The following is a 20,624-nucleotide window of genomic DNA, read 5'->3' on the forward strand; positions in this document are numbered from 1 at the left end:
TAGTAGCAGCAGAACTATCCCGATGCGGCAGAGACAAGTAAACCTCAGGCCAACCGAAAAAGCCGACTTAGACTTTTTCTTTCAATTCCAGCTCGACGAAGAGGCAGGTCACTTAGCTGCATTTATGCCTGAAAACCACACTGATAAAGAAGCATATGTGGAGAAATACACCAGATTTCTGAATGACCCGACCATCCATATGCAGACTATTTTGGTGGATCAAATCATTGCCGGTAGCATTTCAAAATTTGAGCGGGAAGGCGACGCTGAAATCACCTATTGGATAGACAGACGCTTCTGGGGAAAGGGAGTCGCGACAACCGCACTTAGGAACTTCCTTATCCTTGAAAACACCAGACCTATTCTTGGACAAGTTGCATTTGATAATCTAGGCTCGCAGAGAGTTTTAGAAAAATGCGGTTTTGTAAAAATCGGCACGGACAAAGGCTTTGCGAACGCGCGCCAAACGGGGATAGAGGAATTCATTTACAAACTGACATAGGATCGATAAAGCAGCGAACTGCCAGCTTGTAGTTCGTGACCAGCTTAAGAGTATGCGTTGGTGAGCAAACCCGTTGAAACAGAAGAGTCGTCTGCACCCCAGACGACTCTTCTTGTTTGTACCTGACCTGATGTTCGCGCTTTGCTGCCTACGGCTCTAGCTACAAGCAAGAACGCCCAACCTATTGGCTGGGCGTTCTGCGTCTCTAACAATATGAGTATCAATAACAAATAATGAGTAGCGAATAATAGTAGAGCTAGAAGGTTACTCGGCGGATAGTGCCGTTGCCGTTGCTTAGTACATAGTAGGTGTTGCCGCTGATGCGCTCGATATCGGTGGGGCGGCTGAGGCCACCGAGCAGAACGGTGCCTGACTCGCTGCGTACGGCACCGGTATTGGGCTGGAAGCCTACGTTTGTTGGGGGTTGAAATACAAACTCGGCCAGCTGAGTAACCACGGGGGCTTTGTTGGCGGTTAGCTCAATGTCGGTGAGGGTAGTGAAGCCGGTGCGGTAGTCACTCACAACGCCGCTGTTGCTGACCTGCATTATTTTGGCGGACCCAGTGGCGAAGGGAAAGCCAGTGAGTGTGCTGACCAGGAAGCGGTTGCCATCGTGCACGATACCCGTAGGCACGGGCTGGGTTTGGGGGGTAATGTTGGGGAAGCGGGCAAATACGCTCAGCCGCCCGCTGTCTCTATCCCGCCGGATGATGGCGTTGGCGCCCGCATCGACGATATATAGGCTGCCATCTGGCCCGAAGGTCATGTTGTAGAGGTTAGAGTCGATTGGGTCAGACAGATTCTGCGACAACACAAACGAGCCAATATCCTCTGAACTCAGGCTAGACGCGGGGCGCGCTGGGTCGCCGAGCCGATAAGTGGATACATCGACGCGGTAAAGCTTGCCAGAATAGCCCCCCAGAATATACAAGATGCCATCACGATACAGTACGTGGCCAATGCCGGTGATTTCCCCGTCGGGCCGCAAATCGGATTGAAAGCCAGTAAATACTGGATACACCTGCCCTGTGCCACTCACCACGGATACCCGCCCATCGTTACCCCCTGTCCCCGACTCACTTACCCACACGCGGCCATTTGGCGCTACACTCATCCCAATGGGACTCACCAGATCGTCGGTTAAAATAGGTCGCTGGGAAGCCAGCAAACCGTCGAGGCCGTCGATGTCGTTGCAGCCGGTGGTAACAAGAGCCAGAAGTAAGGTTGCATTCAGGAGGTAGCGTTTGTAATTCATGATGGTTGGTGATTGGAGTGGAAAAAGAAAGTATGACTTTACTAATTTTAAAACTCTGCTATTCAAGTCGTTATCCCGAATCTAACATAATTTTTAAAAGATTTCATAGTTTTTTTTCCTCTTTCTGTGAGCCGCTCACTGCCCACCGCTTAGCTTGGCATTACCGGTCTGGACTGCTAGTGTCGAGCAACAGCTAAATCAGCAAACGCCCTCCAGGCCGTCCCGTGCTTGCGCTGGCGTAGCTTCAGGCAAGTAGAGTAGTTCCGAGCACCTTCTTTGCCCTAGCACTATGCCGCCATTTGCACCGAAATCAGCTGTTCATTCGCCTGCTTTGTTGGCCTGGTACAACGCGGTGCCCAACGTATTCTGGTCGGTGCTGAGCCTGACGCCCATTAGCGTGTATTGCTACCAGCACATGGAGCGGCCGTGGCTTTATGGGATGCTGGCGGGCAGTATGCTGGCGTTTGGTGGGCTGCCGGCTTCGTGGTTTCGGTACTGGCAGCTTAACTACGCGCCGATTACGTACCGCCGGCTGGGCGTGCATGTAGTCAACCTCTTCACTCAGCACGGCACCTTGATTCATGGCCTAATTCGTCGGCGGTATCCGCAGTACCGGCGCGTACGCTCCCGCCTGGCTGTGGCGGCCGTAGTGCGAGCTACTTACCACCAAGAGCGGTTTCACCTAGTTTTGTTTCTGTTTTTTCTGCTGACGAGCCTCTATGCAGCCGCGTTGGGTCACGGGCGCTGGGCCTTGCTCATCGGGTTTACCAATGTGGGGTACAATCTGTATCCGATGTGGCTTCAGCAATACATTCGGGTCCGGCTGGCTGCGGGGCAGATGAAGCACTAGCCGGCAGCAAGCCAAGGCGGACTCTATCCTACTAACCGGTGTCAGGCCAAAGCCTATGAAGTTGAGAACTACACCTACTTTAGATCCCGAAGCAACGGTTTAGCCATCCCGGGTATCTATCCCCACATGATGCGAATTCTCCCCTCCGCCTGCCTGTATTTTCTCGTTGCTGCCACGGCGTCCGTTGGGCAAAGTAACCCGCCCGTTATCAACCCCGATACGGCCGCCACGCGGCTGGGCTCGCGCTTCGTGAGCGTGCCAGGCAATATGGGCTTATCGGTAGGTGTATACGACAATGGCCGGACGTACTTCTACAACTTCGGCACAACTGAAAACGGCCAAAAAAAGCCCCCCACGCAGAACACGCTGTACGAAATTGGCTCTGTCACGAAAACCTTTACTGGTCTGCTACTGGCGCACGCCGTGACAGAGAAGAAGCTAAACCTGAACGATGATATTCGGAAGCACCTCGACGGTAGTTACCCTAACCTCACGTATCAGGGTCAGCCGATTCGACTGGTGCATCTGGCCAATACTACCTCCGCCTTGCCGGATAATCTCCCAGATCGGCCCGAGGTGTTCCGCAATCCGAATCCGGACTCTATTGCGCCGCATTTTTACCGATTACATATCAACCGCACCCGCCAGGACTTTTACGCCGACCTCCACCAAGTAAAGCTGACCCGCGCTCCCGGCACCGTGCCTCAGCACTCCAATGTGGCGGCGGAGATGTTGGGCTACATTCTGGAGCGGGTGTATAAAATGCCTTACGAGGACCTGGTGAAAAAATACATTACTGGCCCTCGCCAAATGACCAGCACCAGCACAGCCTTGACCATCCCCAAGGCCAAAGCTCCGCTGCAAGCGAAAGGCTACGGGCCCACCAGCATGGTAACGCCCTACCACACCCTACCCGACCTGCAAATTGCCGGTGGCCTCAACTCAACTACCACTGACCTGCTGAAGTACCTGCAGCTCCAACTCGACCCCAGCAACGCCGCCGTCAAGCTCAGCCACCAGCCCACCTTTGGCAGCCCTAACAGCGAGGCTATGGCCGTAAACTGGTTTATTACCAAAACCATAGACAGCAAAGTGGCCTTTGCCCACTCCGGCGGCACCTTCGGCTTCGCCAGCTACTGCGTATTCTATCCCGAGTTAAACCGCGGCCTCGTGCTGCTCGCCAACCGCAACGATGGCTCCACCGAAAGCCGACTCGCGGAGTTGGCGGCAGCCATTGAGGAAGGCACCTATGGTTTACCCCCGGCTCTGGGCACCCTGCGTACGGAGCTACAGAAACGCAACTTCGCTCAGGCATTTGAAGTGATGCAGGAGGTAAAGAAAAAGCATCCCGAGCTGCACCTATCGGAAGACTACGTGAACAGCTGGGGTTATAGCCTGTTGCGGAGCGGAAAAAAGCCACAGGCGGTGGAAATGTTCAAGATGAATGTGAGCCTCTACCCCAAAAGCGCGAACACCTATGATAGTCTGGGTGAGGCGTATGAGGAGAGTGGGAACATGGCTCTCGCCATCAGCAACTTCAAACGTTCCCTGGAGCTAAACCCGGCCAACTTAAACGCCGTGGACCACCTTAAAAAACTGGAAGCTGGTGGAGCCAATACCAACATCAACTAAACGCCGGAGCGATGCTGCGTTTAGGCGGCTGTAGTTACTTCCGGCAATGGAGTTAAGTAGCTGCTCTAGTAAGTCAGTGTACTTACTAAAGTAAAAAAGCCCCCAGACGAACAGCTGGGGGGCTTTTCTTACTGCGAGGTGCATCAAGAAGATCGATAACGCCTGAGAAATCAGTAACCCAAGACGCAGTATATATAGAGTTTAAAGTATTAGCTTACAGAGGCAAGCTCACACAGTGCTGATGCTGCTTTTCCTATCGCTCAAGTCTATGCCTCTCCTATACAAACGCTTCTTCTTAAGCATATTGGCGCTACTACTAGTCATGGCGCCCGCTCTGGCTGCCGCGCCCACCCAAGCCGACACTACCGCTGCCTTCAGCATAGAAGCCGCCACCCAGCACTACCTCGACACCCTTACCCCGGCTCAAAAAGCCAGCTCCGACGCTTACTTTGAGGGCGGCTACTGGCTCCAAATCTGGGGGCTGCTGTATGCTTTGGCCGTGGCGGGCGTGTTTTTGCTGCTGGGGCTGTCCAGAACCGTGAAGGACTGGACGGCTCGGCTGCCGGGCAAGGTGTTGCCCACGCTGGCTTATGTGGCCATGTATCTGCTGCTGGCTTACTTGCTCAACTTCCCCTTGAGCTTGTACGAGGATTATTTTCGGGAGCACCAGTACGGCTTATCCAATCAGAGCTTCGGCGAGTGGCTCACCGACGATTTGAAGGGCTTGGCGCTATCGTTGGTGTTTGGGAGCTTGGTGTTGCTAGCCTTGTACGCGGCCATTCGGCGCACGGGGCGGAGCTGGTGGGTGTGGGGTACCGCTATCATTGCCGTGTTCTTGGTGGTGTCCATATTCGTGTCGCCGGTGTTCATTTCGCCCTTGTTTAATAAGTACACGCCCCTGCCCGCGGGCCCCGTACGCGACCAAATTCTGAGTATGGCGCGGGCCAACGGCGTGCCCGCCGACAATGTCTACCTCGTCGATGCTTCCAAGCAGAGCAAGCGCATCAGTGCCAACGTGAGCGGGCTGGGCAGCACCATCCGGGTTTCACTCAATGATAATCTGCTCAATCGGTCCACGCCCGAGGAGGTGCAGGCTGTCATGGGCCACGAGTTGGGCCACTACGTGCTGAATCACATCCCCAAAATGCTGATCTTCCTCATCCTGATTATTGGCATCGGCCTGTGGTTTGTCGATTGGGCTTTCCACCGGCTTATCGGGCGCTATGGGCCGCGCTGGGGCATTGCGGGCATTGCCGATGTGGCTGGGCTGCCGCTGCTGGTGGCGTTGTTTGCGGTGTTCATGTTCCTGGCTACGCCGGCCTTCAACACTATTATTCGCACCCAGGAGCAGGAAGCCGACGTGTTTGGCTTGAACGCCGCCCGTCAGCCCGACGGCTTTGCTAGTATTGCCATGAAGCTGTCGGAATACCGGAAGATTAATCCCGGCCCGCTGGAAGAGGTTATTTTCTTCGACCACCCCAGTGGCCACACCCGCGTGCTGACAGCTATGCGCTGGAAGGCAGAGCATTTGTCGGATAAATAGTCCTTAATATGGTATGAAAGACGCTATTCTTCAGTTAGTTCACCAAGCCCACGCCCTGACCGAGACTGCTGCCGTCGAGGCCCTGGACCCGCAGGAGCGGAAGAAGTTTATTCTAGCCGATTTGTCGCTGCACATGGTACAGGCTGCCCTGCGCCACCCACAGCCCCAGGCCGCAGAGGTGAGGCGCTACTTATTCTCGGTACTCACCGTTTGTGATGGCTTCGTACCCGACCTTGACCTAAAAGCCATGGCCGAGGTACTATTACCCCCAAGCGCCTCAACATCTGAGCAGTAACACTGTAGGTAGGTGATTTTGTATCAAGCGTAAGCAAGCTTACAATAGCAAAGGCAAGGCGATAAGGCGAAAGCAGTTAGCCAAGTGTTTCCCTAACAGTCACATGCTAGGGAGCGACGTAAAAGACAGGCAGAGCAACCCCGATCTTCCATCTCATCCTTTTGCACTATGCAACGCTTCTTGTTTTTTCTTCTAGTGCTCGTAGCAGCGGGTCTGGACGCCCGACTTCAAGCAGGGCCGCTATTTTGCGGGTTTACGCAAAGGCCTGAACTCGCTGATGCTGGCGGCTAACCCCCAATATGCCGCCCAAGGCGGCCAGCGACAAGTCGCCAACTCCGGCCTCGCGGCAGGTGCGGGTAATGTTGCCGCTGGTGCTGACGCAGGCGTTGGCGCTGGCCTGAACAACGACTTATCCCAAACTTCGGAGCCAAGCACCGAGCCATTTCGACCCTCAGCGTCGGCCCCCGAACCGGCCTCTTCGGGCTTAGGTATCGGTACAATGGCCATCGGTGCCCTGGTTATCGGAGGCGTCCTGTGGCTGCTGATGCGCCTGTTTCGGCGCAAGACGCCGGCCGCCGCGCCCCGTACTGTATACTCCAACCAGCCCCAAAACCCTAGTCAGCCTAACCCTAATCAAACGCCTGATTTCCTAGGCACTCAGACGGCGAATCCCAACCGGCCTACCGGCCCGGCCGGCAATATGAACCGTGGCCCCGCACCCCAACAAACCCCCGACTTTCTGGGCAACAATTCCTTGAACAGAGGTGGTGGTGGAGGAATAGGTAGCAACATGGGGGGCATTTTGGCGACGGGCGCCGCGGCCGCAGCCGGTGCTTATTTGGGTAACCGCATGGCGGGCGGCGGGCACAATGACCAACCCGGTCAGAACCTGGGCGGCCTTGGCAATACACCTCCCCAACCCCTTGACCCCAATACGACTGCCGCCGCTGGGCTTGGCGGTGCTGGTCTGGGTGGAGCAGCTGGTTCTTCTACTGGCTTCCCGGCCCTAGACGGCGTAAACAGCACCGACAATTCAGCCCCCGATTATTTCTCCGACCTGCCCAGTGAATCGGAGCCCGATTTCTTCTCGGCCGATGAAACCTCTTCCTACGACAACTCCTCTTCTGATGACACGGGCGGAGGCGGCTTTGATGATGATAACAGCAATAGCGGCTCCTGGTAAACCCGCCAGTCGTTCGCAGATACAGCAAAAGAGCCGTCCCCAGGGACGGCTCTTTTGACAATTAAGGTTTACCAAGCTCGACGGGTTGAATACGAGCAGCACACTAGTGTACTCAGCGTTGCCAGCTCCTACAATCCAGTTTCATTAGTTGCCAGGGCAGAAGATACAGCCACAGGGGTTAGCGTATTCAAAGTTGCTACCTGCTGGCTCCGGTTGCCTAAGCGCACCCGCACATTGCGCACGGCCACGACCTGACCAGTAGCAGTAGGCTTCACTTGAATCGTGTAGCGGTAGGTGTCCTGGCCGAGCTTAGTGACCAGGAAGTAGGAACCTGGTTTCAAGTTTTGAAAATTGAGGCGGCGGGAATAATACGCTTGGTCGTAGGTTTCGGTAAATAACCGGTGGCCTGTAACGCCGCTAATCACCTGCACCTGCACGCGCTCATTCATTGGGTTCTGGGTACGCACCCGGAACGTGGCGGCATCTGTTTTGTCTATTGTTATGGGCTGCTGCTGGGCAACTGCGGGGCTGGCTAAGAATGCACTACCCAACAACAAGGCGCCAAGGGCGGCCTGGCGCACCCGGCTTAGCATTGATTGCACGGCAGCCCGTGGCTGAACAGACGCCGACTTAGAAGTAAAACGGGCAGCGGATGAAGGAGTGGCGGAGGTGAAAAAGCTTTTCATGGTAAAAAGTTTGGGGTTAGAAATGATAGATGTCGTGTTCAGTGCACCGCTCGGCAGCGGCCTTTTACCTTCGTATAGCTTTGGCTGCTTTTAAAATCGTGGGCGATTTTGGACAGTCAGTGCTACCCGACGAAGACATAAATTCAACACCTGTGCCATTCACACAAACACCTCATTATCAATTGATTAAAACACAAGCCTATTTTGTAGCACTTTCAAAATCTGTCCGATAGCGGACAGTGCGTTCGCTTTTGATATGTGCACTATTGCCGAGGCGTGCCAGCTCCGGACAGGGGCGCGCTGGGAAGGCGGAAGCGCAAATAGAGTTGTGGGGGGCAAAACTGGCGGCGGCTGCGGGCCGCGGGCCTGGCTTTGAGCATGGGCTCCTAGCCGCGCGCTTATTACTTTAGCCACCTCACTGCTAACTAGCTATACTATCGAGCTTATTTCTATGTCCGTTTTAGATCAGACCCTTCACCAAGTGCCGGTGCTAGAAACCGCCCGGCTAGTCTTGCGCGGCTACCGTCCCAGCGATTTCACCCAGTACGTGGCCATGTGGGCCGACCGTAATTTTTACCGTTATCTGAGCCCCCGCCCTATGGTGGAGGAAGAAGTGTGGGCCACTATGCTGCGCAGCATTGGCCACTGGGCCTTGTTGGGCTATGGGTTTTGGGCAGTAGAGGAAAAAGCCACCGGTAACTTCATCGGGGCCGTGGGGTTTGCTGATCCTAAGCGCGACCTGAAGCCCTCCAACCACGGCACGCCCGAAATAGGCTGGGTGCTGGCCGCCAACGTGCACGGCCAAGGCTATGCCACTGAGGCCGTAGAAGCGGCCATCGCCTGGGGCGATACTCACTTTGGTGGGGCCCGCACCGTCTGCATTATTCACCCCGACAACCGCGCCTCCCTGCGCCTGGCCGAGAAGTTTGGCTACCGCAAATACCACCGTACCATGTACAAGGATGAGCCCATCCTGATGTTGGAGCGCATAGCGAACGAACAGTAGACATTTAGGCCTCAGAAAAGCCCCCAGGAATAATGCGGGGGCCTTTTTTATATCAGATTGGCCAGTGTTTGTATAATGCTTTGATGCCTGCGCCCGGCTAGGGTCGTTGATTTAGCGCTTGCGCTGCGGCGCCGAGTTAGTCTGCCACCTATAGGTTCGGCGGATTTAGACGTGCAGTTACTGTTGGGCTAAAGCAATTGAGGAAGAAAGAATCAGCTATTATAATAAGGTAAAAGGCTGAGGAATACGTCTTCCATTTCAGTGGCACGCTCCCGGTGTGTGCGTAATTTCAGCCAGCTTTATCTGCGTCAGCAGCAGCTTTGCCGGAGCACACTACGTCTTCTCTGTGCCTCAACCCCTATTCTTTCTTTAGTTATGCAACTTCCCATTCAGCAGCAGGTGTACAGCTATTTGTCCAGCAAACCAACCTCTACCACCAAACCCTCCGACGACTCGCGCTTCCGCGAAGACCTGGGCATGGACCAAATCGACTTTTTTGAGTTGGTTATTCGCCTCGAAAACCTCTACCACGTCCGCATTCCCGATACAGAGCTTGAACAGATAAAAACCGTGCAGCAGCTCATCAACTGCCTCAACGACCAGGTGGTAGGACAAAGATGGAACTGCGCCACGCTTATGGCCTAAACGACTACGCACCCTGATTGAGCAGGCCTTTTCGTTTGGCTTCATCAATTTATCTCGCTCCTGAGCACAAGCTTTTTAAGCTTTTCTGCTTTGGCTAAAAATGAAAACCAGCGTATACCAGCCACTTATCGATGTGGGCCAAACACCGGCCGGCGTTGGTAGTTATGCCGTGTATTCATTTTCTTTTTAGCCGACATTTCATGGAATCATTAGTAGGAAAAGTGGCCCTCGTGACGGGCGCAGGTAAAGGTATTGGACGAGCTATAGCGCTGGCATTGGCGCAGGAAGGTGTGCACGTAGGCTTGCTGGCCCGCTCCGAAAAGCAGCTCCAGGCTGTAGCCGCCGAGCTAACAGCGCTGGGGGGCAAATCGACGGTAGTGGCCTCCGACATCACCGACCGCGCCGCCGTAGAAGCCGCCGCCACGCAAGTAGCGCAGGAGCTGGGGCCCATCGATATTCTGATCAACAACGCCGGCATCGGCACCTTCGGCAAGTTCCTGGACTTTGACCCCATCGACTGGGAGCGGATTATTCAGGTCAATCTGATGGGCGTGTACTACGCTACCCGCGCTGTATTACCCCAGATGATTGAGCGCCAAACGGGCGACATTTTCAATATTTCTTCCACGGCCGGGCAGCGCGGCGCGGCGGGCACTAGCGCCTACAGCGCCTCTAAGTTTGCCGTTATGGGCCTTACCGAGTCGTTGATGCAGGAGGTGCGCAAGCACAACATTCGCGTGTCGGCGCTCACGCCCAGCACCATTGCTACAGAGCTGGCCGTCAGCAACAAGCTTACCGATGGCAACCCAGATAAAGTGGCTCAGCCCGAAGATCTGGCCGAGCTCATCATTGCCCAGCTGAAGCTGAACCGTCGGGTGTTCATCAAAGAAGCCGGCATGTGGTCTACGAACCCATAAGGGCGCCTTGCACCTCATAGGTATACAGTTAAGCGATTTTGCCGGTTAGCCCGTACAAGCTGAAGCGCAAAAAGCCCCCCAGCCCTGACTTGCAGCGGTTGGGGGGCTTTTTACTTTTCCTTAACTCAAGCTCCCTGATACGATGAACATGCACCACACCCGGCGCGGCACCGGCAAGCCCCTTTTATTGCTCCACGGCATCGGGGGCAGCTGGCGCTCCTGGCAAACTATCCTCGATGGCCTGGCTGCTGAGCGCGACGTTATTGCCGTGGACTTGCCCGGCTTCGGCGACACGCCGCCGCTCCCCGGCCCCGTCACGATTGGCACCCTGGCCGATGCCGTGACGGAGTTTTTGCGCGAGCAGGACCTGCTAGGCATCGACGTGGTCGGCAGCTCTATGGGCGCGCGGCTGGTGCTGGAGTTGGCTCGCCGGGGCGGCGTGGTGGGCACGGTGGTGTCACTCAGTCCGGGCGGATTCTGGGAGGGATGGGAGGTGCCTTTTTTCTACCACAGCGTCGCTATTGCCCTTAGGCTGGTGCGCGCCCTGCAGCCTGTGATGCCGCAGATAACCGGTAATGTGGTGAGCCGCACGGTGTTGTTCGCCCAGTTCTCTGCCCACCCCTGGAAAATTGCCCCCCACGTAGCGCTGGATGAGATGCGCACCTACGCCACGGCGCCCTCTTTTGATGAATTGCTCTACAATCTGGCCTACGGCGAAAAGCAGCAGGGTGCGCCACGCGGCAGTATTTCGGCGCCCCTTATTATAGGCTGGGGCCGGCAAGACCGGGTGTGCTTTCCCTATCAGTCGAAGCGGGCCTTGGCCAAATTCCCCGATACCCGCCTGCGCTGGTTCGACGACTGCGGCCACCTCCCACAGTGGGACCAACCCGCAAAAACCATTGATCTAATTTTGCGCGCCACCAATGGCAAAATGATTGAGGAAGCGGCAGATGCGCCCCAACAGCCTGCCTCATTGCACCGCTTGGGCACGGCCGCTGCGCTGGCTAGCGTGCTTATGGTTGTAGTAGGCGGTATCTGGTTGGCTCGTTCAAAAAGCCGCTGAACGGCCGCAGCCCCGCAGAGACGCGACACTTCACGTTTCTGCGGGGCTGCGGCAACCTGCTCTTCTGCATTTACTGAATAAAGCTGGGGCGAATCAGGTTTTCGAAAGTGAATATCTCATCCCATTTGGCTTGAGTCAGCAAGTGGCGCTCGGTCACGGCTACGTCGTGCACTGATTTGCCAGTGCGTAGGGCTTCTTTGGCAATCTCGGCGGTAGTCTCGTAACCCAGAATAGGGTTTAGCTGGGTCACAATGCCAACGCTATTGCGCACTAGCTGCTCGGCGTGCTGCACGTTGGCCGTGATGCCGACCACGCACTTTTCGCGCAGGGTGTGGCAGGCGCGGGTGAGGTAGGAAATGCTGGTAAACAGGGCAAAAGAAATAACTGGCTCCATCACGTTGAGCTGGAGCTGACCGGCTTCGGCGGCCATGGTCACGGTGAGGTCGGCACCAATAACGTAGAAGGCGGTTTGGTTGACGACTTCCGGCACTACAGGATTTACCTTGCCAGGCATAATGCTGGAACCGGGCTGCAGGGGGGGCAAATTTATCTCGTTGAAGCCCGTGCGGGGGCCTGAGGACAACAGGCGCAGATCGTTGCAGATCTTGGAGAGCTTTACGGCCGTGCGCTTGAGCACCCCAGAAAGCTGCACGTAGGCGCCCGTATCGTAGGTGGCCTCAATCAGGTCACCGGCCAGTACCAAGTCCAGACCCGTGATGTTGCGCAGGTGCTCCGTTACAGTTTCGGCGTAGCCAGCTGGGGCATTGACGCGCGTACCGATGGCCGTGGCACCCATATTAATCTCGCTGATGAGGTGGCGGCTGTCCTCAATGCGTAGCAGCTCCTCGCGTAGGTTGGTGGCAAAGGCCTTGAACTCGTCGCCCATGCTCATGGGCACGGCGTCCTGGAGCTGGGTGCGGCCCATTTTGAGCACGTTGCGAAACTCCTCACCTTTCGCGGCAAAGGCATCGGCCAGCAAGCCTAGCGCCTGAGTGTAACCCACTAGCTTATTATTGAGGGCAATACGGAAAGCAGTTGGGTAGGCGTCGTTCGTGGATTGGGAGCAATTGACGTGGTTGTTGGGGTGGCAGAACTCGTACTGACCTTTCTCCTTGCCCATCATTTCCAGGGCCACGTTGGCAATCACCTCATTGGCGTTCATGTTCACCGACGTGCCGGCCCCGCCCTGAATCATATCAGTTAGAAACTGGTTGTCGAACTCGCCGGCCGCTACTCGGTCGCAGGCTTGGAGGATGCAATCGGCAATTGCAGGATCAAGCACGCCTAGGTCGCGATTAGCGAGGGCGGCGCCTTTTTTCACGTGGGCCAGAGCCCGCACAAACAAGGGCTCCGACTTCAGCGGTATGCCGGTTATATCAAAGTTTTCGAGGGCGCGCAGGGTTTGAATACCGTAATATGCATCAGTAGGAATGGCCCGTTCGCCAAGAAAATCGTGTTCGGTTCTAAACTGGTTCATGGGTGGGGATAGGGTGGTGCTGGGTGTGCCTTATTTACGCAAAGTAACAGAGGAGGTCGGCAACTGCGTAGGTTAGGGTTAATACCAGGCGCTGCAGTGGCCTCCCGAACGTTGTAGAGACACATACTTGTGTCTCTCCGCTAAACAACCGTTATAAAGCGTGACTATCACATAAACAACTTTAGCAAAGATTAGACACCACTATGCGTCCCTACCTTGTGCATCAGGCCAATAGTCAGCTTAGCGTGAGAAACTGGAAGGACCCACATTATCTGCTTGCCGGCAATAAGCGCCAGCAATTTGCCTACGCCGCCTTGCAGAACCTCGGCATATGGAGCACCCTCTCCGCTTTTGACCCCGTGCTGGCCGGCACCATTCCGCTCGACATCGATATAGCCAGCAGCGATTTAGATATCCTATGCGCCGTGGATTCTACAGAAATGGCGCGCTTCGTCGGACTGCTCCAGGCGCAGTACGCTCACTTGCCGGAGTTTATAGTAACCCAAAAGCTAATAAACCAACGTCCGTCGGTGGTGTGCTCTTTTCGCTTTCAGGAGTTCGAAGTAGAGGTTTTTGGACAGGATTGCCCGACGGAGCGCCAGCAGGCTTTTCGGCACATGGTCGTGGAAGACCGGGTGCTGCAAGCCGGGGGCGAGGCCTGGCGCGCCGCGGTGCGCAGGCTCAAAGAGCAAGGGCTTAAAACAGAGCCCGCCTTTGCTAAGCTGCTCCAGTTGAAAGGCGACCCCTACGAGTCGTTGCTAACGCTGGAAGGCATCAGTGTGGAGGAGCTTCGGGCTTGGCTAGCTAGTCTCTCACCGTTGGTTGGTACGGTATAAAGGCGCTTGGTTCGTACCGGTTGACCTTATCTCACAATGGCAGAAGGTAGCACAAGTAGTCCGTACACAAAGTAACTGACGGTTCGCCACGAACCATTTGAAATAGAAAGCCTTACACTATATATTACAACAAAATTATACTATAGCTCTGTTTTATGACTTACACCTCTCTGAAGCGACTACCCCTACTGCTGCTCTCAGTTATTCTTTTAGCTGGCTGCGAAAAGGAAATTGTTCCAGTTGCCGATTTCGATTATGCTCCCGCTGATCAGTTTTTCCGGCAGCCGAGGCCCATTTACCCAGCCCGGAATGGCATTAAGATTATTAATAATACCAAAGACGGCGAGTCGTATCAGTGGGAGTTTGGCGATGGTACTACCTCTACAGAAGCAGCGCCTGTTTTTGGCTATGCCCAATCAGGAACTTATACTATCAAGCTAACAACGACTAGTTCAACGGGCGAACGTAGCGTAATTTCTAAACCAATTACGGTAGTTGACAGAGTCTTGAAACGAATCATAGTAAGGCGCCTCAACTGGAATGCCTTCGGTAGATTACCTACTTGGAATGACAGCAAACGAGCGGCTCTTACCATTGAAATCGGGACGCGCGAGAGGAATACACCTTCAACCGTAATTGGCTCTTTAATTTATCGATCTACTCCCTTGACCGGCGTTGCTAATACAGAGACCAGCTTTGAGGTTCCCGTAACTAGTCGAGTAGTACTAAATAATGACCTCGTCGGGGAAGGCGTGACGATTAACGTGCTGGGCGATGATACGAGCGGCAAGCAGCTCGTCTTTTCCTCTGGTGGCTCAGGAGTTGGCCTCTCTGCCTTTCCTGATCTTACCCGCGCCCATACCTTACTCATTCAATCGGGTGCCCTTGGCACTGCTATTACCCTTGAATGTGGGTATGAATAGCTTTTTGGTTTTTAGGGCACCCTAAGAGGGCTCCAGTTGCCTTGATAGGACCTACATTCATGGGCAGCTCCCGTAATGAGAATGATAGCAACAGCCAGCCGGGGTAAACTTGGCTGGCTGTTGTTGCGTCTGTACGGCAGTAGTCTATTTTAGGGACTATTCGCGTAAAAGATTCACATCTCCTCCATGACTCCCCGCCCCTACATCCTCGCCGAAACCACCTGGAAGCAGGTACAGGAAACCAAATACGAAGTTGTGGTGCTGCCCTGGGGCGCCACCGAGGCTCACAACTACCACCTGCCCTACGCCACCGACAATTACCAGTGCGACTACGTAGCGGCCGAATCAGCCCGCAAAGCTTGGGACCAGGGGGCAAAAGTGGTAGTGTTGCCCACCATTCCCTTCGGCGTAAACACGGGTCAGCTGGACATTACCCTCGATATGAACCTGAATCCCAGCACTCAGTTCCTGATTCTGCGCGACATGGTACAGGTGCTGGCTCGGCAGGGCATTCCAAAGCTGGTGGTACTGAACGGCCACGGCGGCAACGACTTCCGGCAGATGCTGCGCGAGCTACAAGCTGAGTTTCCGCAGGTATTTCTCTGCACCCTCAACTGGTTCAAAGCCGCTGACCGCAACCAGTTCTTCGCCGCCCCCGGCGACCACGCCGACGAGATGGAAACCAGCGCCATGCTCCACATTGCCCCCCAGCTTGTCCGCCCGTTATCCGAAGCCGGCGACGGAGCCGCCAAGCAGTTCAAAGTCAAAGCGTTCCGGCAGGGTTGGGCTTGGGCTCAGCGCGAATGGAGTAAAGTATCGGCCGATACGGGCGTGGGCGACCCTGCCGAGGCTACGGCCGCGAAAGGCGAGGCTTTTTTGGAAGCCGTGACGACCAACATCGGGCAGTTTCTGATGGAGCTGGCCGCCGCCGATCCGCAGGAGTTGTACGAGTAAGCAGCGCGGAGTGAGGGTTAGGGAAGTTTAGGTTAGCTTGGTCTTAATTCCTTACTCCCCTTTACGCCACATGAAGTATCTATCCCGTAGCCGTCATTGCCTCCTGCTCACGGTAGCCCTTTGGTTTCTGCTCTGCACGGTGCAGGCCCAATCTCATGCTAAGACCACTATGAAAGAAGGCTATATCACCGTGCCGGGGGGCAAAATTTGGTATCAAATACTGGGCGCCGACAAGCCCGGCACGCCGCTCCTACTTCTGCACGGCGGACCGGGTTCGGGCAGCGGCAGCTTCGAGGGCTTTGTGACCCTGGCCGATGAGCGGCCGGTTATTCTCTACGACCAGCTCGGCTGCGGCAAATCGGATAAGCCTGATAACCCGCAGCTTTGGACTCTGGAGCGCTTCGTAACAGAATTGGAGCAAGTAGTGGCAGCCTTGGGCTACCCGAAGGTGCATTTACTCGGCCACTCTTGGGGCGGCACGCTGGCGGTGGAGTATTTGCTCACCAAAAAGCCCCCCACGGTTGTAAGCGTGATTCTGTCCAGCCCTTTGCTCGATACCAAGCGCTGGGTGCAGGATGCGGAGCGCTACATTGCCCAGCTGCCCCCGGCTCAGCAGAAAGCTATGCGCCTGTACGCGGCCACCGATGAGCCCAGCAAGCAGGCCTATAAAGAAGCTGTGACGCTCTACAATCGGCAGCACCTATATCGCAATGGCCCCATGCCGCCAAACCCTACCTTCGGGGGGCAGGTGTACGAAACCATGTGGGGCCCCGATGAAGCGCAGGCTACGGGTACGCTGAAGAATTACTCCCGCGCCAACGACCTAAAGAAGCTCACGGTGCCGACACTTTACCTGTGTGGGCGCTACGATGAGGCCGCGCCCACTACAGTAGCTTATTTTCAGAAGCAAACGCCAAACTCGCAACTGGTGATTTTTGAAAATGCCTCTCACAAAGCGTATTGGGAAGTGCCAGCTGAGTATTTCCAAACGGTGCGCGCCTTTCTGCGGAAACAGTGATGAACTTGACAGCTATACAGATTAGCCACAGCTAATCACATTAGACGGTCTCAGGAGTGGCTGACTAGGGCATAAAAAGATACAAATCTGTTCTAGTACCCTCAATAGTGCCATTTATATGCAACAAACATCTATGCATACAAATGGCACTATTTTTCGTTTGGGTTAGCTTCTGCACCTTTTTCAGTTATGCTTATGAAGCCATTCATTACGCTACTGCTATTTCTGACGATGTTGCTTACAGCCAGCTGCGACAAGCAAGAAACCGAAGATCCAGCTCCTGAAGTCTTGCCCGAAGCGACGTCTTTGCTGAATCGCTCGATTTATTACCTGGAAACCGGCGCCCGCCTCGACACTACTTTTCAGACCAAAGCCGTGCGTGCTTTTGCCGCCCAAAGCACGAAGGAGTTGAAGGTAGGAGTAAGTGCGCTCCCCAGCAGCGAAGGCATCAACTTCGCATTCGACCGCACCCAGCTAAAGCCTGACTTAGTTGGCACCTACCCACTCAAAACGATTACCACCGTCAATGGTGCGCCAACCAACGCGGCCTTTGTAAGCTATTTCTATGATTTGCGGCCGACTAATGGCACGGGCACCTACTTGTACCTGAGCAGCACGGCGAAAGTCAGTGGCACGTTCACTATTACAACCTACGACGTCCGGCGCAAACTGCTTAGTGGCCAGTATGAAGCTGTTTTTACGCGGACTAAAGACCCCAATTCTCCGGTCAGGGACACTGACTCCTGGTATAAGTGCGACATCACCGTAAAAGGGTCGTTTGACAATGTGCCGCTGACAGAAGAGTAAAGCCGAAGCCGTGCTGCCATAGAGCAGGCAAGCAGCGCTTGGCGGGTTTGCTTTTTCAGCGCTTTCTCTACACTCAATTCCATTGCTTGCCCCATAAAAGGCGATTAGGATTTGGTACAGCTCATCGCCGCCCTCTAATCGAGCATTGCAGCGCTCATATCGGCTTTGTTTTTGATCAGCAGGGCCAAGCATTGCGTATGGAGAGGTATCCATCTACCTCTTTTATTTCTGTTAAACTGCTCTATCTATGCTTCAGCCCCGCGCTACTGGCAAGTCTAAAGTCATTCTTTTCGATGTAAACGAAACACTGCTGGACATGAGCAAGCTGAAAAATGCGCTTATCAAAGCCTTTAACAATAAAGCTGCTTTTCATCAATGGTTTGGTTTATTGCTCCAGTATTCCCTAGTCGATACCGTCACGAACCATTACCACGACTTCCGCGCCATCGGCGACGCGGCCCTGGACATGACGGCCGCTATGCTACAGGAGCGCACCCTAAAGTCGGCCGAGAAGCATAAGATTCTGGACCTAATGACGGAGCTGCCCGCCCACAAAGATGTTCCGGAAGGCTTGAAGATGCTCATGGACGCGGGCTACTCGTTGGTCGCCTTCACCAACTCTACTCGTAGCGTGCTGGACAAACAGCTGCGCTACGCCGACATTATCCATTACTTCGAGCAGGGCCTGAGCGTAGACGATCAGCGCCTGTACAAGCCCTACCTGGGCACTTACCACACAGCCGCCAGCAAGGCCGGCGCCCCCGACCATAGCTCGGCCATCCTGATTGCGGCGCATGGTTGGGATATTACGGGGGCCTTGCACGCAGGCCTGCAAGCAGGTTTCATTGCTCGCAAGGGTCAAACGCTGTACCCTTTGGCCCCATCACCTACCTTCGAGGGCAAAACGCTACCCGAGGTGGCGAAGCAGATTATTGCTAAAAAAGCCCCCCAGCGCCTCTAATACTGCCTTTGCAGTTGGCAAACTTACCCCAACTATCGGCGCGTTTGCTCGTGGTGCAGCCACTGCATTGCCTCGCCTTCGTTTCTGAAAAATGCCATTACGTAAGGCATTGAGTCGTACGCTCTGGGCGGTAGAAATTCGGTCCCGTTGGTAATGGCTTCCAGCAAGACCGGGCCCGTTAGGTAAGCTACATGCAAGCGCCCACCCAGCCTGACGGCCATTTGGGGAAAGTACGCGGTGAGCAGCCAACGGGTGATGTTGGGGTCGCTGAAGGCACGCCGCCGGATGTCTTGTAGCCAGAAGCGGCAGTTGGCCGCTAGCGCTTGCTCCGTTAGGTGCTCGTAGGCGCGAGGTAGCAACTCCCGCATTGGCTGATACGCCCAGCGCCCCACAAATAGGTCTAGATCGGGGCGGTAAGCGGTGTGTAGTAGTTTGGTAGGCTACTCAGGAGCCATAGTGCCTCGTATAGGAGCATGAAGGTAAATAACCCAACCGTAGCTTTTTCATGCACCCATATCGTAGATCATCATTAATAATAACTTTGAAACAAGTTTTGGACCGATCGGTTCTTAATTGTAACTTGCGACACTTAAACATTCGAAACTTCATTATCCTCTTGCTATCTTTTTTTCCACACCATGGCACGCCCTCAGGAATTTAATACGGCCGAAGCCCTGCACCAGGCCATGGGGGTGTTCTGGCGTAAGGGCTACGAAGCTACTTCCCTCGCTGATTTGCTGGCCGCAACTGGTTTAAGCAAAAGCAGTCTGTACGCCACTTTTGGCGGTAAGCGGGAATTGTTCCTTGCGGCCTTCGACGCATATCGGCAGGCCCGGGCCCGCGATGCGCACCGGGTTTTAGAACAGCAGCCCGCACGCCCGGGCATTGACGCTTTTTTCCACTCGCTCTTTGCCGACGTTAATGCGCCCGAACCCGCCCTGGGCTGTATGAGCATCAACCAAGCAGTGGAATTGGCCCCCCATGATCCGGAGATTCGCGAGCGGGTAGTGCAGGACCTGCAATTCATTGAAGAGATATTGACCCGCGCCATTGAGCGGGGACAGCAGGATGGTTCACTTACCAGCCTTCGCCTAGCCCCTGACTTGGCCAAACTATTAGTATTAGCCTTTCCAGGGCTACAAGTGATGGCGCGAGTAGGCTATACCCGACAAGAACTAGACAACGCGCTGCACCTACTTTTAACTCATCTGGACGAATAGCAAATCTGCGTACCTTTTTTTATCCATTTTTGGACCATTTGGTCCTTAACACTAATTACATCTTACTTAATCCTTAAACGCATGAAAATCCAACTCATTCGCAATGCCACGCTACGGCTTGACTACGCTGGCGTTCAATTCCTTATTGATCCTATGTTGGCCGACCAAGGCGCTGATCCCGGCATACCCGGCACGCCAAACAGCCACTTGCGGAACCCCACAGTGGGCCTGACAACACCGGTAGAAGAGTTGATGCAAGTGGATGCCGTCATTGTCACTCATACACACAACGACCACTGGGACAAGGCTGCACAGGCCCTGCTGCCCAAGCATTTACCCATCTTTACCCAGCATGCTCAGGACCAAGCTTTAATTCAGTCACAGGGCTTTACCGACGTTCGCTTGCTCGAAGGCGCTGAATTTCAGGGCATCTCGCTAACCCAGACGCCGGGCCAGCACGGCAGCGATGCAGCCATTGAGGCGGCGGGCGAAATTCTGGGTCATGTGTGCGGAGTGGTATTCCGGCACCCGGAGGAAAAAACGCTCTATGTCGCTGGCGACACCGTCTGGAACCAACAGGTGCACGATAACCTGCAACAGTATCAGCCCGACATCGTGGTGCTAAATGCGGGGGATGCTCAGATCATCGGGCTCGGCTCAATTATCATGAACCAAGAGGATGTTTATCAAGTCTACCAGGCTGCGCCGCAGTCCACGCTGCTTGCCTGCCATCTAGAGTCACTGAACCATTGCATGCTGACGCGCCAGCAGCTGCGCACATTTGCCGGCGAAACAGGGATGACAAATCGGCTATTCGTACCCGAAGATGGAGAATCCTACTCGTTTTAAAC

The 20,624-nt window shown here is 54.9% G+C and carries 22 protein-coding genes; 18 read left to right on the forward strand and 4 right to left on the reverse strand.

The window, feature by feature from the left end; all coding sequences use genetic code 11:
• The first annotated feature begins 22 nt into the window (after nucleotides 1-22).
• Nucleotides 23-502: a GNAT family N-acetyltransferase gene (locus ACW9KT_RS00115; protein WP_457077328.1), complete on the forward strand. Its 480-nt coding sequence runs from the start codon at nucleotides 23-25 to the stop codon at nucleotides 500-502.
• 256 nt (nucleotides 503-758) lie between these two features.
• Here ACW9KT_RS00115 and ACW9KT_RS00120 read toward each other — a convergent pair whose 3' ends face one another.
• The gene (locus tag ACW9KT_RS00120; RefSeq protein WP_457077329.1) at nucleotides 759-1,757 is read right to left on the reverse strand and encodes a ScyD/ScyE family protein; all 999 of its coding nucleotides are present in this window, start codon (nucleotides 1,755-1,757) and stop codon (nucleotides 759-761) included.
• 289 nt (nucleotides 1,758-2,046) lie between these two features.
• On the opposite strand from ACW9KT_RS00120, the gene ACW9KT_RS00125 reads away from it, so the two are divergent.
• From ACW9KT_RS00125 to ACW9KT_RS00145, 5 genes are all read left to right on the forward strand, one after another.
• Nucleotides 2,047-2,607, forward strand: coding sequence for a glycosyl-4,4'-diaponeurosporenoate acyltransferase CrtO family protein (locus ACW9KT_RS00125; protein WP_457077330.1), 561 nt, complete (start codon nucleotides 2,047-2,049; stop codon nucleotides 2,605-2,607).
• A 126-nt stretch (nucleotides 2,608-2,733) separates the two neighbouring features.
• Complete coding sequence (locus ACW9KT_RS00130; protein ID WP_457077331.1) at nucleotides 2,734-4,239, forward strand: serine hydrolase; 1,506 nt, start codon at nucleotides 2,734-2,736, stop codon at nucleotides 4,237-4,239.
• 268 nt (nucleotides 4,240-4,507) lie between these two features.
• Nucleotides 4,508-5,782, forward strand: coding sequence for a M48 family metallopeptidase (locus tag ACW9KT_RS00135; protein WP_457077332.1), 1,275 nt, complete (start codon nucleotides 4,508-4,510; stop codon nucleotides 5,780-5,782).
• A gap of 13 nt (nucleotides 5,783-5,795) precedes the next feature.
• Nucleotides 5,796-6,077, forward strand: coding sequence for a hypothetical protein (locus ACW9KT_RS00140; RefSeq protein ID WP_457077333.1), 282 nt, complete (start codon nucleotides 5,796-5,798; stop codon nucleotides 6,075-6,077).
• A 277-nt stretch (nucleotides 6,078-6,354) separates the two neighbouring features.
• On the forward strand, nucleotides 6,355-7,260 hold the full coding sequence (locus ACW9KT_RS00145; RefSeq protein WP_457077334.1) for a hypothetical protein: 906 nt from the start codon (nucleotides 6,355-6,357) through the stop codon (nucleotides 7,258-7,260).
• A gap of 128 nt (nucleotides 7,261-7,388) precedes the next feature.
• Here ACW9KT_RS00145 and ACW9KT_RS00150 read toward each other — a convergent pair whose 3' ends face one another.
• Complete coding sequence (locus ACW9KT_RS00150; RefSeq protein ID WP_457077335.1) at nucleotides 7,389-7,946, reverse strand: hypothetical protein; 558 nt, start codon at nucleotides 7,944-7,946, stop codon at nucleotides 7,389-7,391.
• A 451-nt stretch (nucleotides 7,947-8,397) separates the two neighbouring features.
• Here ACW9KT_RS00150 and ACW9KT_RS00155 point away from each other — a divergent pair, with 451 nt between their 5' ends.
• The 4 genes from ACW9KT_RS00155 (at nucleotide 8,398) to ACW9KT_RS00170 (ending at nucleotide 11,577) form a co-directional block, all read left to right on the forward strand.
• Complete coding sequence (locus tag ACW9KT_RS00155) at nucleotides 8,398-8,952, forward strand: GNAT family N-acetyltransferase (RefSeq protein ID WP_457077336.1); 555 nt, start codon at nucleotides 8,398-8,400, stop codon at nucleotides 8,950-8,952.
• 375 nt (nucleotides 8,953-9,327) lie between these two features.
• Nucleotides 9,328-9,597, forward strand: coding sequence for an acyl carrier protein (locus tag ACW9KT_RS00160; RefSeq protein ID WP_457077337.1), 270 nt, complete (start codon nucleotides 9,328-9,330; stop codon nucleotides 9,595-9,597).
• Between the two features lie 200 nt (nucleotides 9,598-9,797).
• Complete coding sequence (locus ACW9KT_RS00165; RefSeq protein WP_457077338.1) at nucleotides 9,798-10,514, forward strand: 3-ketoacyl-ACP reductase; 717 nt, start codon at nucleotides 9,798-9,800, stop codon at nucleotides 10,512-10,514.
• A 142-nt stretch (nucleotides 10,515-10,656) separates the two neighbouring features.
• Complete coding sequence (locus tag ACW9KT_RS00170; RefSeq protein ID WP_457077339.1) at nucleotides 10,657-11,577, forward strand: alpha/beta fold hydrolase; 921 nt, start codon at nucleotides 10,657-10,659, stop codon at nucleotides 11,575-11,577.
• Between the two features lie 70 nt (nucleotides 11,578-11,647).
• Here ACW9KT_RS00170 and aspA read toward each other — a convergent pair whose 3' ends face one another.
• Nucleotides 11,648-13,054 carry an aspartate ammonia-lyase gene (gene aspA / locus ACW9KT_RS00175; RefSeq protein WP_457077340.1) on the reverse strand — a complete coding sequence of 469 codons (1,407 nt, stop codon included), beginning with the start codon at nucleotides 13,052-13,054 and terminating at the stop codon, nucleotides 11,648-11,650.
• 203 nt (nucleotides 13,055-13,257) lie between these two features.
• Between aspA and ACW9KT_RS00180 the strand changes: the two genes are divergently transcribed.
• The 6 genes from ACW9KT_RS00180 to ACW9KT_RS00205 all read left to right on the forward strand — a co-directional run bounded on the left by ACW9KT_RS00180 (nucleotide 13,258) and on the right by ACW9KT_RS00205 (nucleotide 18,553).
• A complete protein-coding gene (locus ACW9KT_RS00180) occupies nucleotides 13,258-13,890 on the forward strand; it encodes a DUF4269 domain-containing protein (protein WP_457077341.1) in 633 nt (210 codons plus the stop codon).
• A gap of 155 nt (nucleotides 13,891-14,045) precedes the next feature.
• Entirely contained in the window at nucleotides 14,046-14,813 is a 768-nt protein-coding gene (locus ACW9KT_RS00185) for a PKD domain-containing protein (RefSeq protein WP_457077342.1), read from the forward strand.
• Nucleotides 14,814-14,999: 186 nt separating this feature from the next.
• Nucleotides 15,000-15,767 (forward strand): creatininase family protein, encoded by a 768-nt coding sequence (locus tag ACW9KT_RS00190; RefSeq protein WP_457077343.1) that lies wholly within the window; start codon nucleotides 15,000-15,002, stop codon nucleotides 15,765-15,767.
• A gap of 70 nt (nucleotides 15,768-15,837) precedes the next feature.
• Nucleotides 15,838-16,785 carry a proline iminopeptidase-family hydrolase gene (locus tag ACW9KT_RS00195; protein ID WP_457077344.1) on the forward strand — a complete coding sequence of 316 codons (948 nt, stop codon included), beginning with the start codon at nucleotides 15,838-15,840 and terminating at the stop codon, nucleotides 16,783-16,785.
• A 195-nt stretch (nucleotides 16,786-16,980) separates the two neighbouring features.
• Entirely contained in the window at nucleotides 16,981-17,592 is a 612-nt protein-coding gene (locus ACW9KT_RS00200) for a hypothetical protein (protein WP_457077345.1), read from the forward strand.
• Nucleotides 17,593-17,839: 247 nt separating this feature from the next.
• The gene (locus ACW9KT_RS00205) at nucleotides 17,840-18,553 is read left to right on the forward strand and encodes a haloacid dehalogenase type II (protein WP_457077346.1); all 714 of its coding nucleotides are present in this window, start codon (nucleotides 17,840-17,842) and stop codon (nucleotides 18,551-18,553) included.
• A gap of 32 nt (nucleotides 18,554-18,585) precedes the next feature.
• Here the strand turns inward: ACW9KT_RS00205 and ACW9KT_RS00210 are convergent, their stop codons facing one another.
• Nucleotides 18,586-18,921: a hypothetical protein gene (locus tag ACW9KT_RS00210; protein WP_457077347.1), complete on the reverse strand. Its 336-nt coding sequence runs from the start codon at nucleotides 18,919-18,921 to the stop codon at nucleotides 18,586-18,588.
• A gap of 270 nt (nucleotides 18,922-19,191) precedes the next feature.
• Between ACW9KT_RS00210 and ACW9KT_RS00215 the strand changes: the two genes are divergently transcribed.
• Together ACW9KT_RS00215 and ACW9KT_RS00220 are read left to right on the forward strand one after the other, a co-directional pair.
• Nucleotides 19,192-19,773: a TetR/AcrR family transcriptional regulator gene (locus ACW9KT_RS00215; protein ID WP_457077348.1), complete on the forward strand. Its 582-nt coding sequence runs from the start codon at nucleotides 19,192-19,194 to the stop codon at nucleotides 19,771-19,773.
• A gap of 81 nt (nucleotides 19,774-19,854) precedes the next feature.
• Nucleotides 19,855-20,622, forward strand: coding sequence for an MBL fold metallo-hydrolase (locus ACW9KT_RS00220; protein WP_457077349.1), 768 nt, complete (start codon nucleotides 19,855-19,857; stop codon nucleotides 20,620-20,622).
• Nucleotides 20,623-20,624: the final 2 nt, after the last annotated feature.

The sequence above is a fragment of the Hymenobacter sp. HD11105 genome, assembly GCF_054051685.1.

Excerpts from the sequence above, each read along its gene's own strand:
- ACW9KT_RS00130 (WP_457077331.1), top strand. The coding sequence starts at position 2,734 with ATGATGCGAATTCTCCCCTCCGCCTGCCTGTATTTTCTCGTTGCTGCC.
- ACW9KT_RS00180 (WP_457077341.1), top strand. The coding sequence starts at position 13,258 with ATGCGTCCCTACCTTGTGCATCAGGCCAATAGTCAGCTTAGCGTGAGA.
- ACW9KT_RS00120 (WP_457077329.1), bottom strand. The coding sequence starts at position 1,757 with ATGAATTACAAACGCTACCTCCTGAATGCAACCTTACTTCTGGCTCTT.
- ACW9KT_RS00155 (WP_457077336.1), top strand. The coding sequence starts at position 8,398 with ATGTCCGTTTTAGATCAGACCCTTCACCAAGTGCCGGTGCTAGAAACC.
- ACW9KT_RS00215 (WP_457077348.1), top strand. The coding sequence starts at position 19,192 with ATGGCACGCCCTCAGGAATTTAATACGGCCGAAGCCCTGCACCAGGCC.
- ACW9KT_RS00220 (WP_457077349.1), top strand. The coding sequence starts at position 19,855 with ATGAAAATCCAACTCATTCGCAATGCCACGCTACGGCTTGACTACGCT.
- ACW9KT_RS00210 (WP_457077347.1), bottom strand. The coding sequence starts at position 18,921 with ATGCGGGAGTTGCTACCTCGCGCCTACGAGCACCTAACGGAGCAAGCG.
- ACW9KT_RS00160 (WP_457077337.1), top strand. The coding sequence starts at position 9,328 with ATGCAACTTCCCATTCAGCAGCAGGTGTACAGCTATTTGTCCAGCAAA.
- ACW9KT_RS00195 (WP_457077344.1), top strand. The coding sequence starts at position 15,838 with ATGAAGTATCTATCCCGTAGCCGTCATTGCCTCCTGCTCACGGTAGCC.
- ACW9KT_RS00185 (WP_457077342.1), top strand. The coding sequence starts at position 14,046 with ATGACTTACACCTCTCTGAAGCGACTACCCCTACTGCTGCTCTCAGTT.
- ACW9KT_RS00145 (WP_457077334.1), top strand. The coding sequence starts at position 6,355 with ATGCTGGCGGCTAACCCCCAATATGCCGCCCAAGGCGGCCAGCGACAA.
- ACW9KT_RS00135 (WP_457077332.1), top strand. The coding sequence starts at position 4,508 with ATGCCTCTCCTATACAAACGCTTCTTCTTAAGCATATTGGCGCTACTA.
- ACW9KT_RS00115 (WP_457077328.1), top strand. The coding sequence starts at position 23 with ATGCGGCAGAGACAAGTAAACCTCAGGCCAACCGAAAAAGCCGACTTA.
- ACW9KT_RS00125 (WP_457077330.1), top strand. The coding sequence starts at position 2,047 with ATGCCGCCATTTGCACCGAAATCAGCTGTTCATTCGCCTGCTTTGTTG.
- aspA (WP_457077340.1), bottom strand. The coding sequence starts at position 13,054 with ATGAACCAGTTTAGAACCGAACACGATTTTCTTGGCGAACGGGCCATT.
- ACW9KT_RS00165 (WP_457077338.1), top strand. The coding sequence starts at position 9,798 with ATGGAATCATTAGTAGGAAAAGTGGCCCTCGTGACGGGCGCAGGTAAA.
- ACW9KT_RS00205 (WP_457077346.1), top strand. The coding sequence starts at position 17,840 with ATGCTTCAGCCCCGCGCTACTGGCAAGTCTAAAGTCATTCTTTTCGAT.
- ACW9KT_RS00170 (WP_457077339.1), top strand. The coding sequence starts at position 10,657 with ATGAACATGCACCACACCCGGCGCGGCACCGGCAAGCCCCTTTTATTG.
- ACW9KT_RS00200 (WP_457077345.1), top strand. The coding sequence starts at position 16,981 with ATGAAGCCATTCATTACGCTACTGCTATTTCTGACGATGTTGCTTACA.
- ACW9KT_RS00140 (WP_457077333.1), top strand. The coding sequence starts at position 5,796 with ATGAAAGACGCTATTCTTCAGTTAGTTCACCAAGCCCACGCCCTGACC.
- ACW9KT_RS00190 (WP_457077343.1), top strand. The coding sequence starts at position 15,000 with ATGACTCCCCGCCCCTACATCCTCGCCGAAACCACCTGGAAGCAGGTA.
- ACW9KT_RS00150 (WP_457077335.1), bottom strand. The coding sequence starts at position 7,946 with ATGAAAAGCTTTTTCACCTCCGCCACTCCTTCATCCGCTGCCCGTTTT.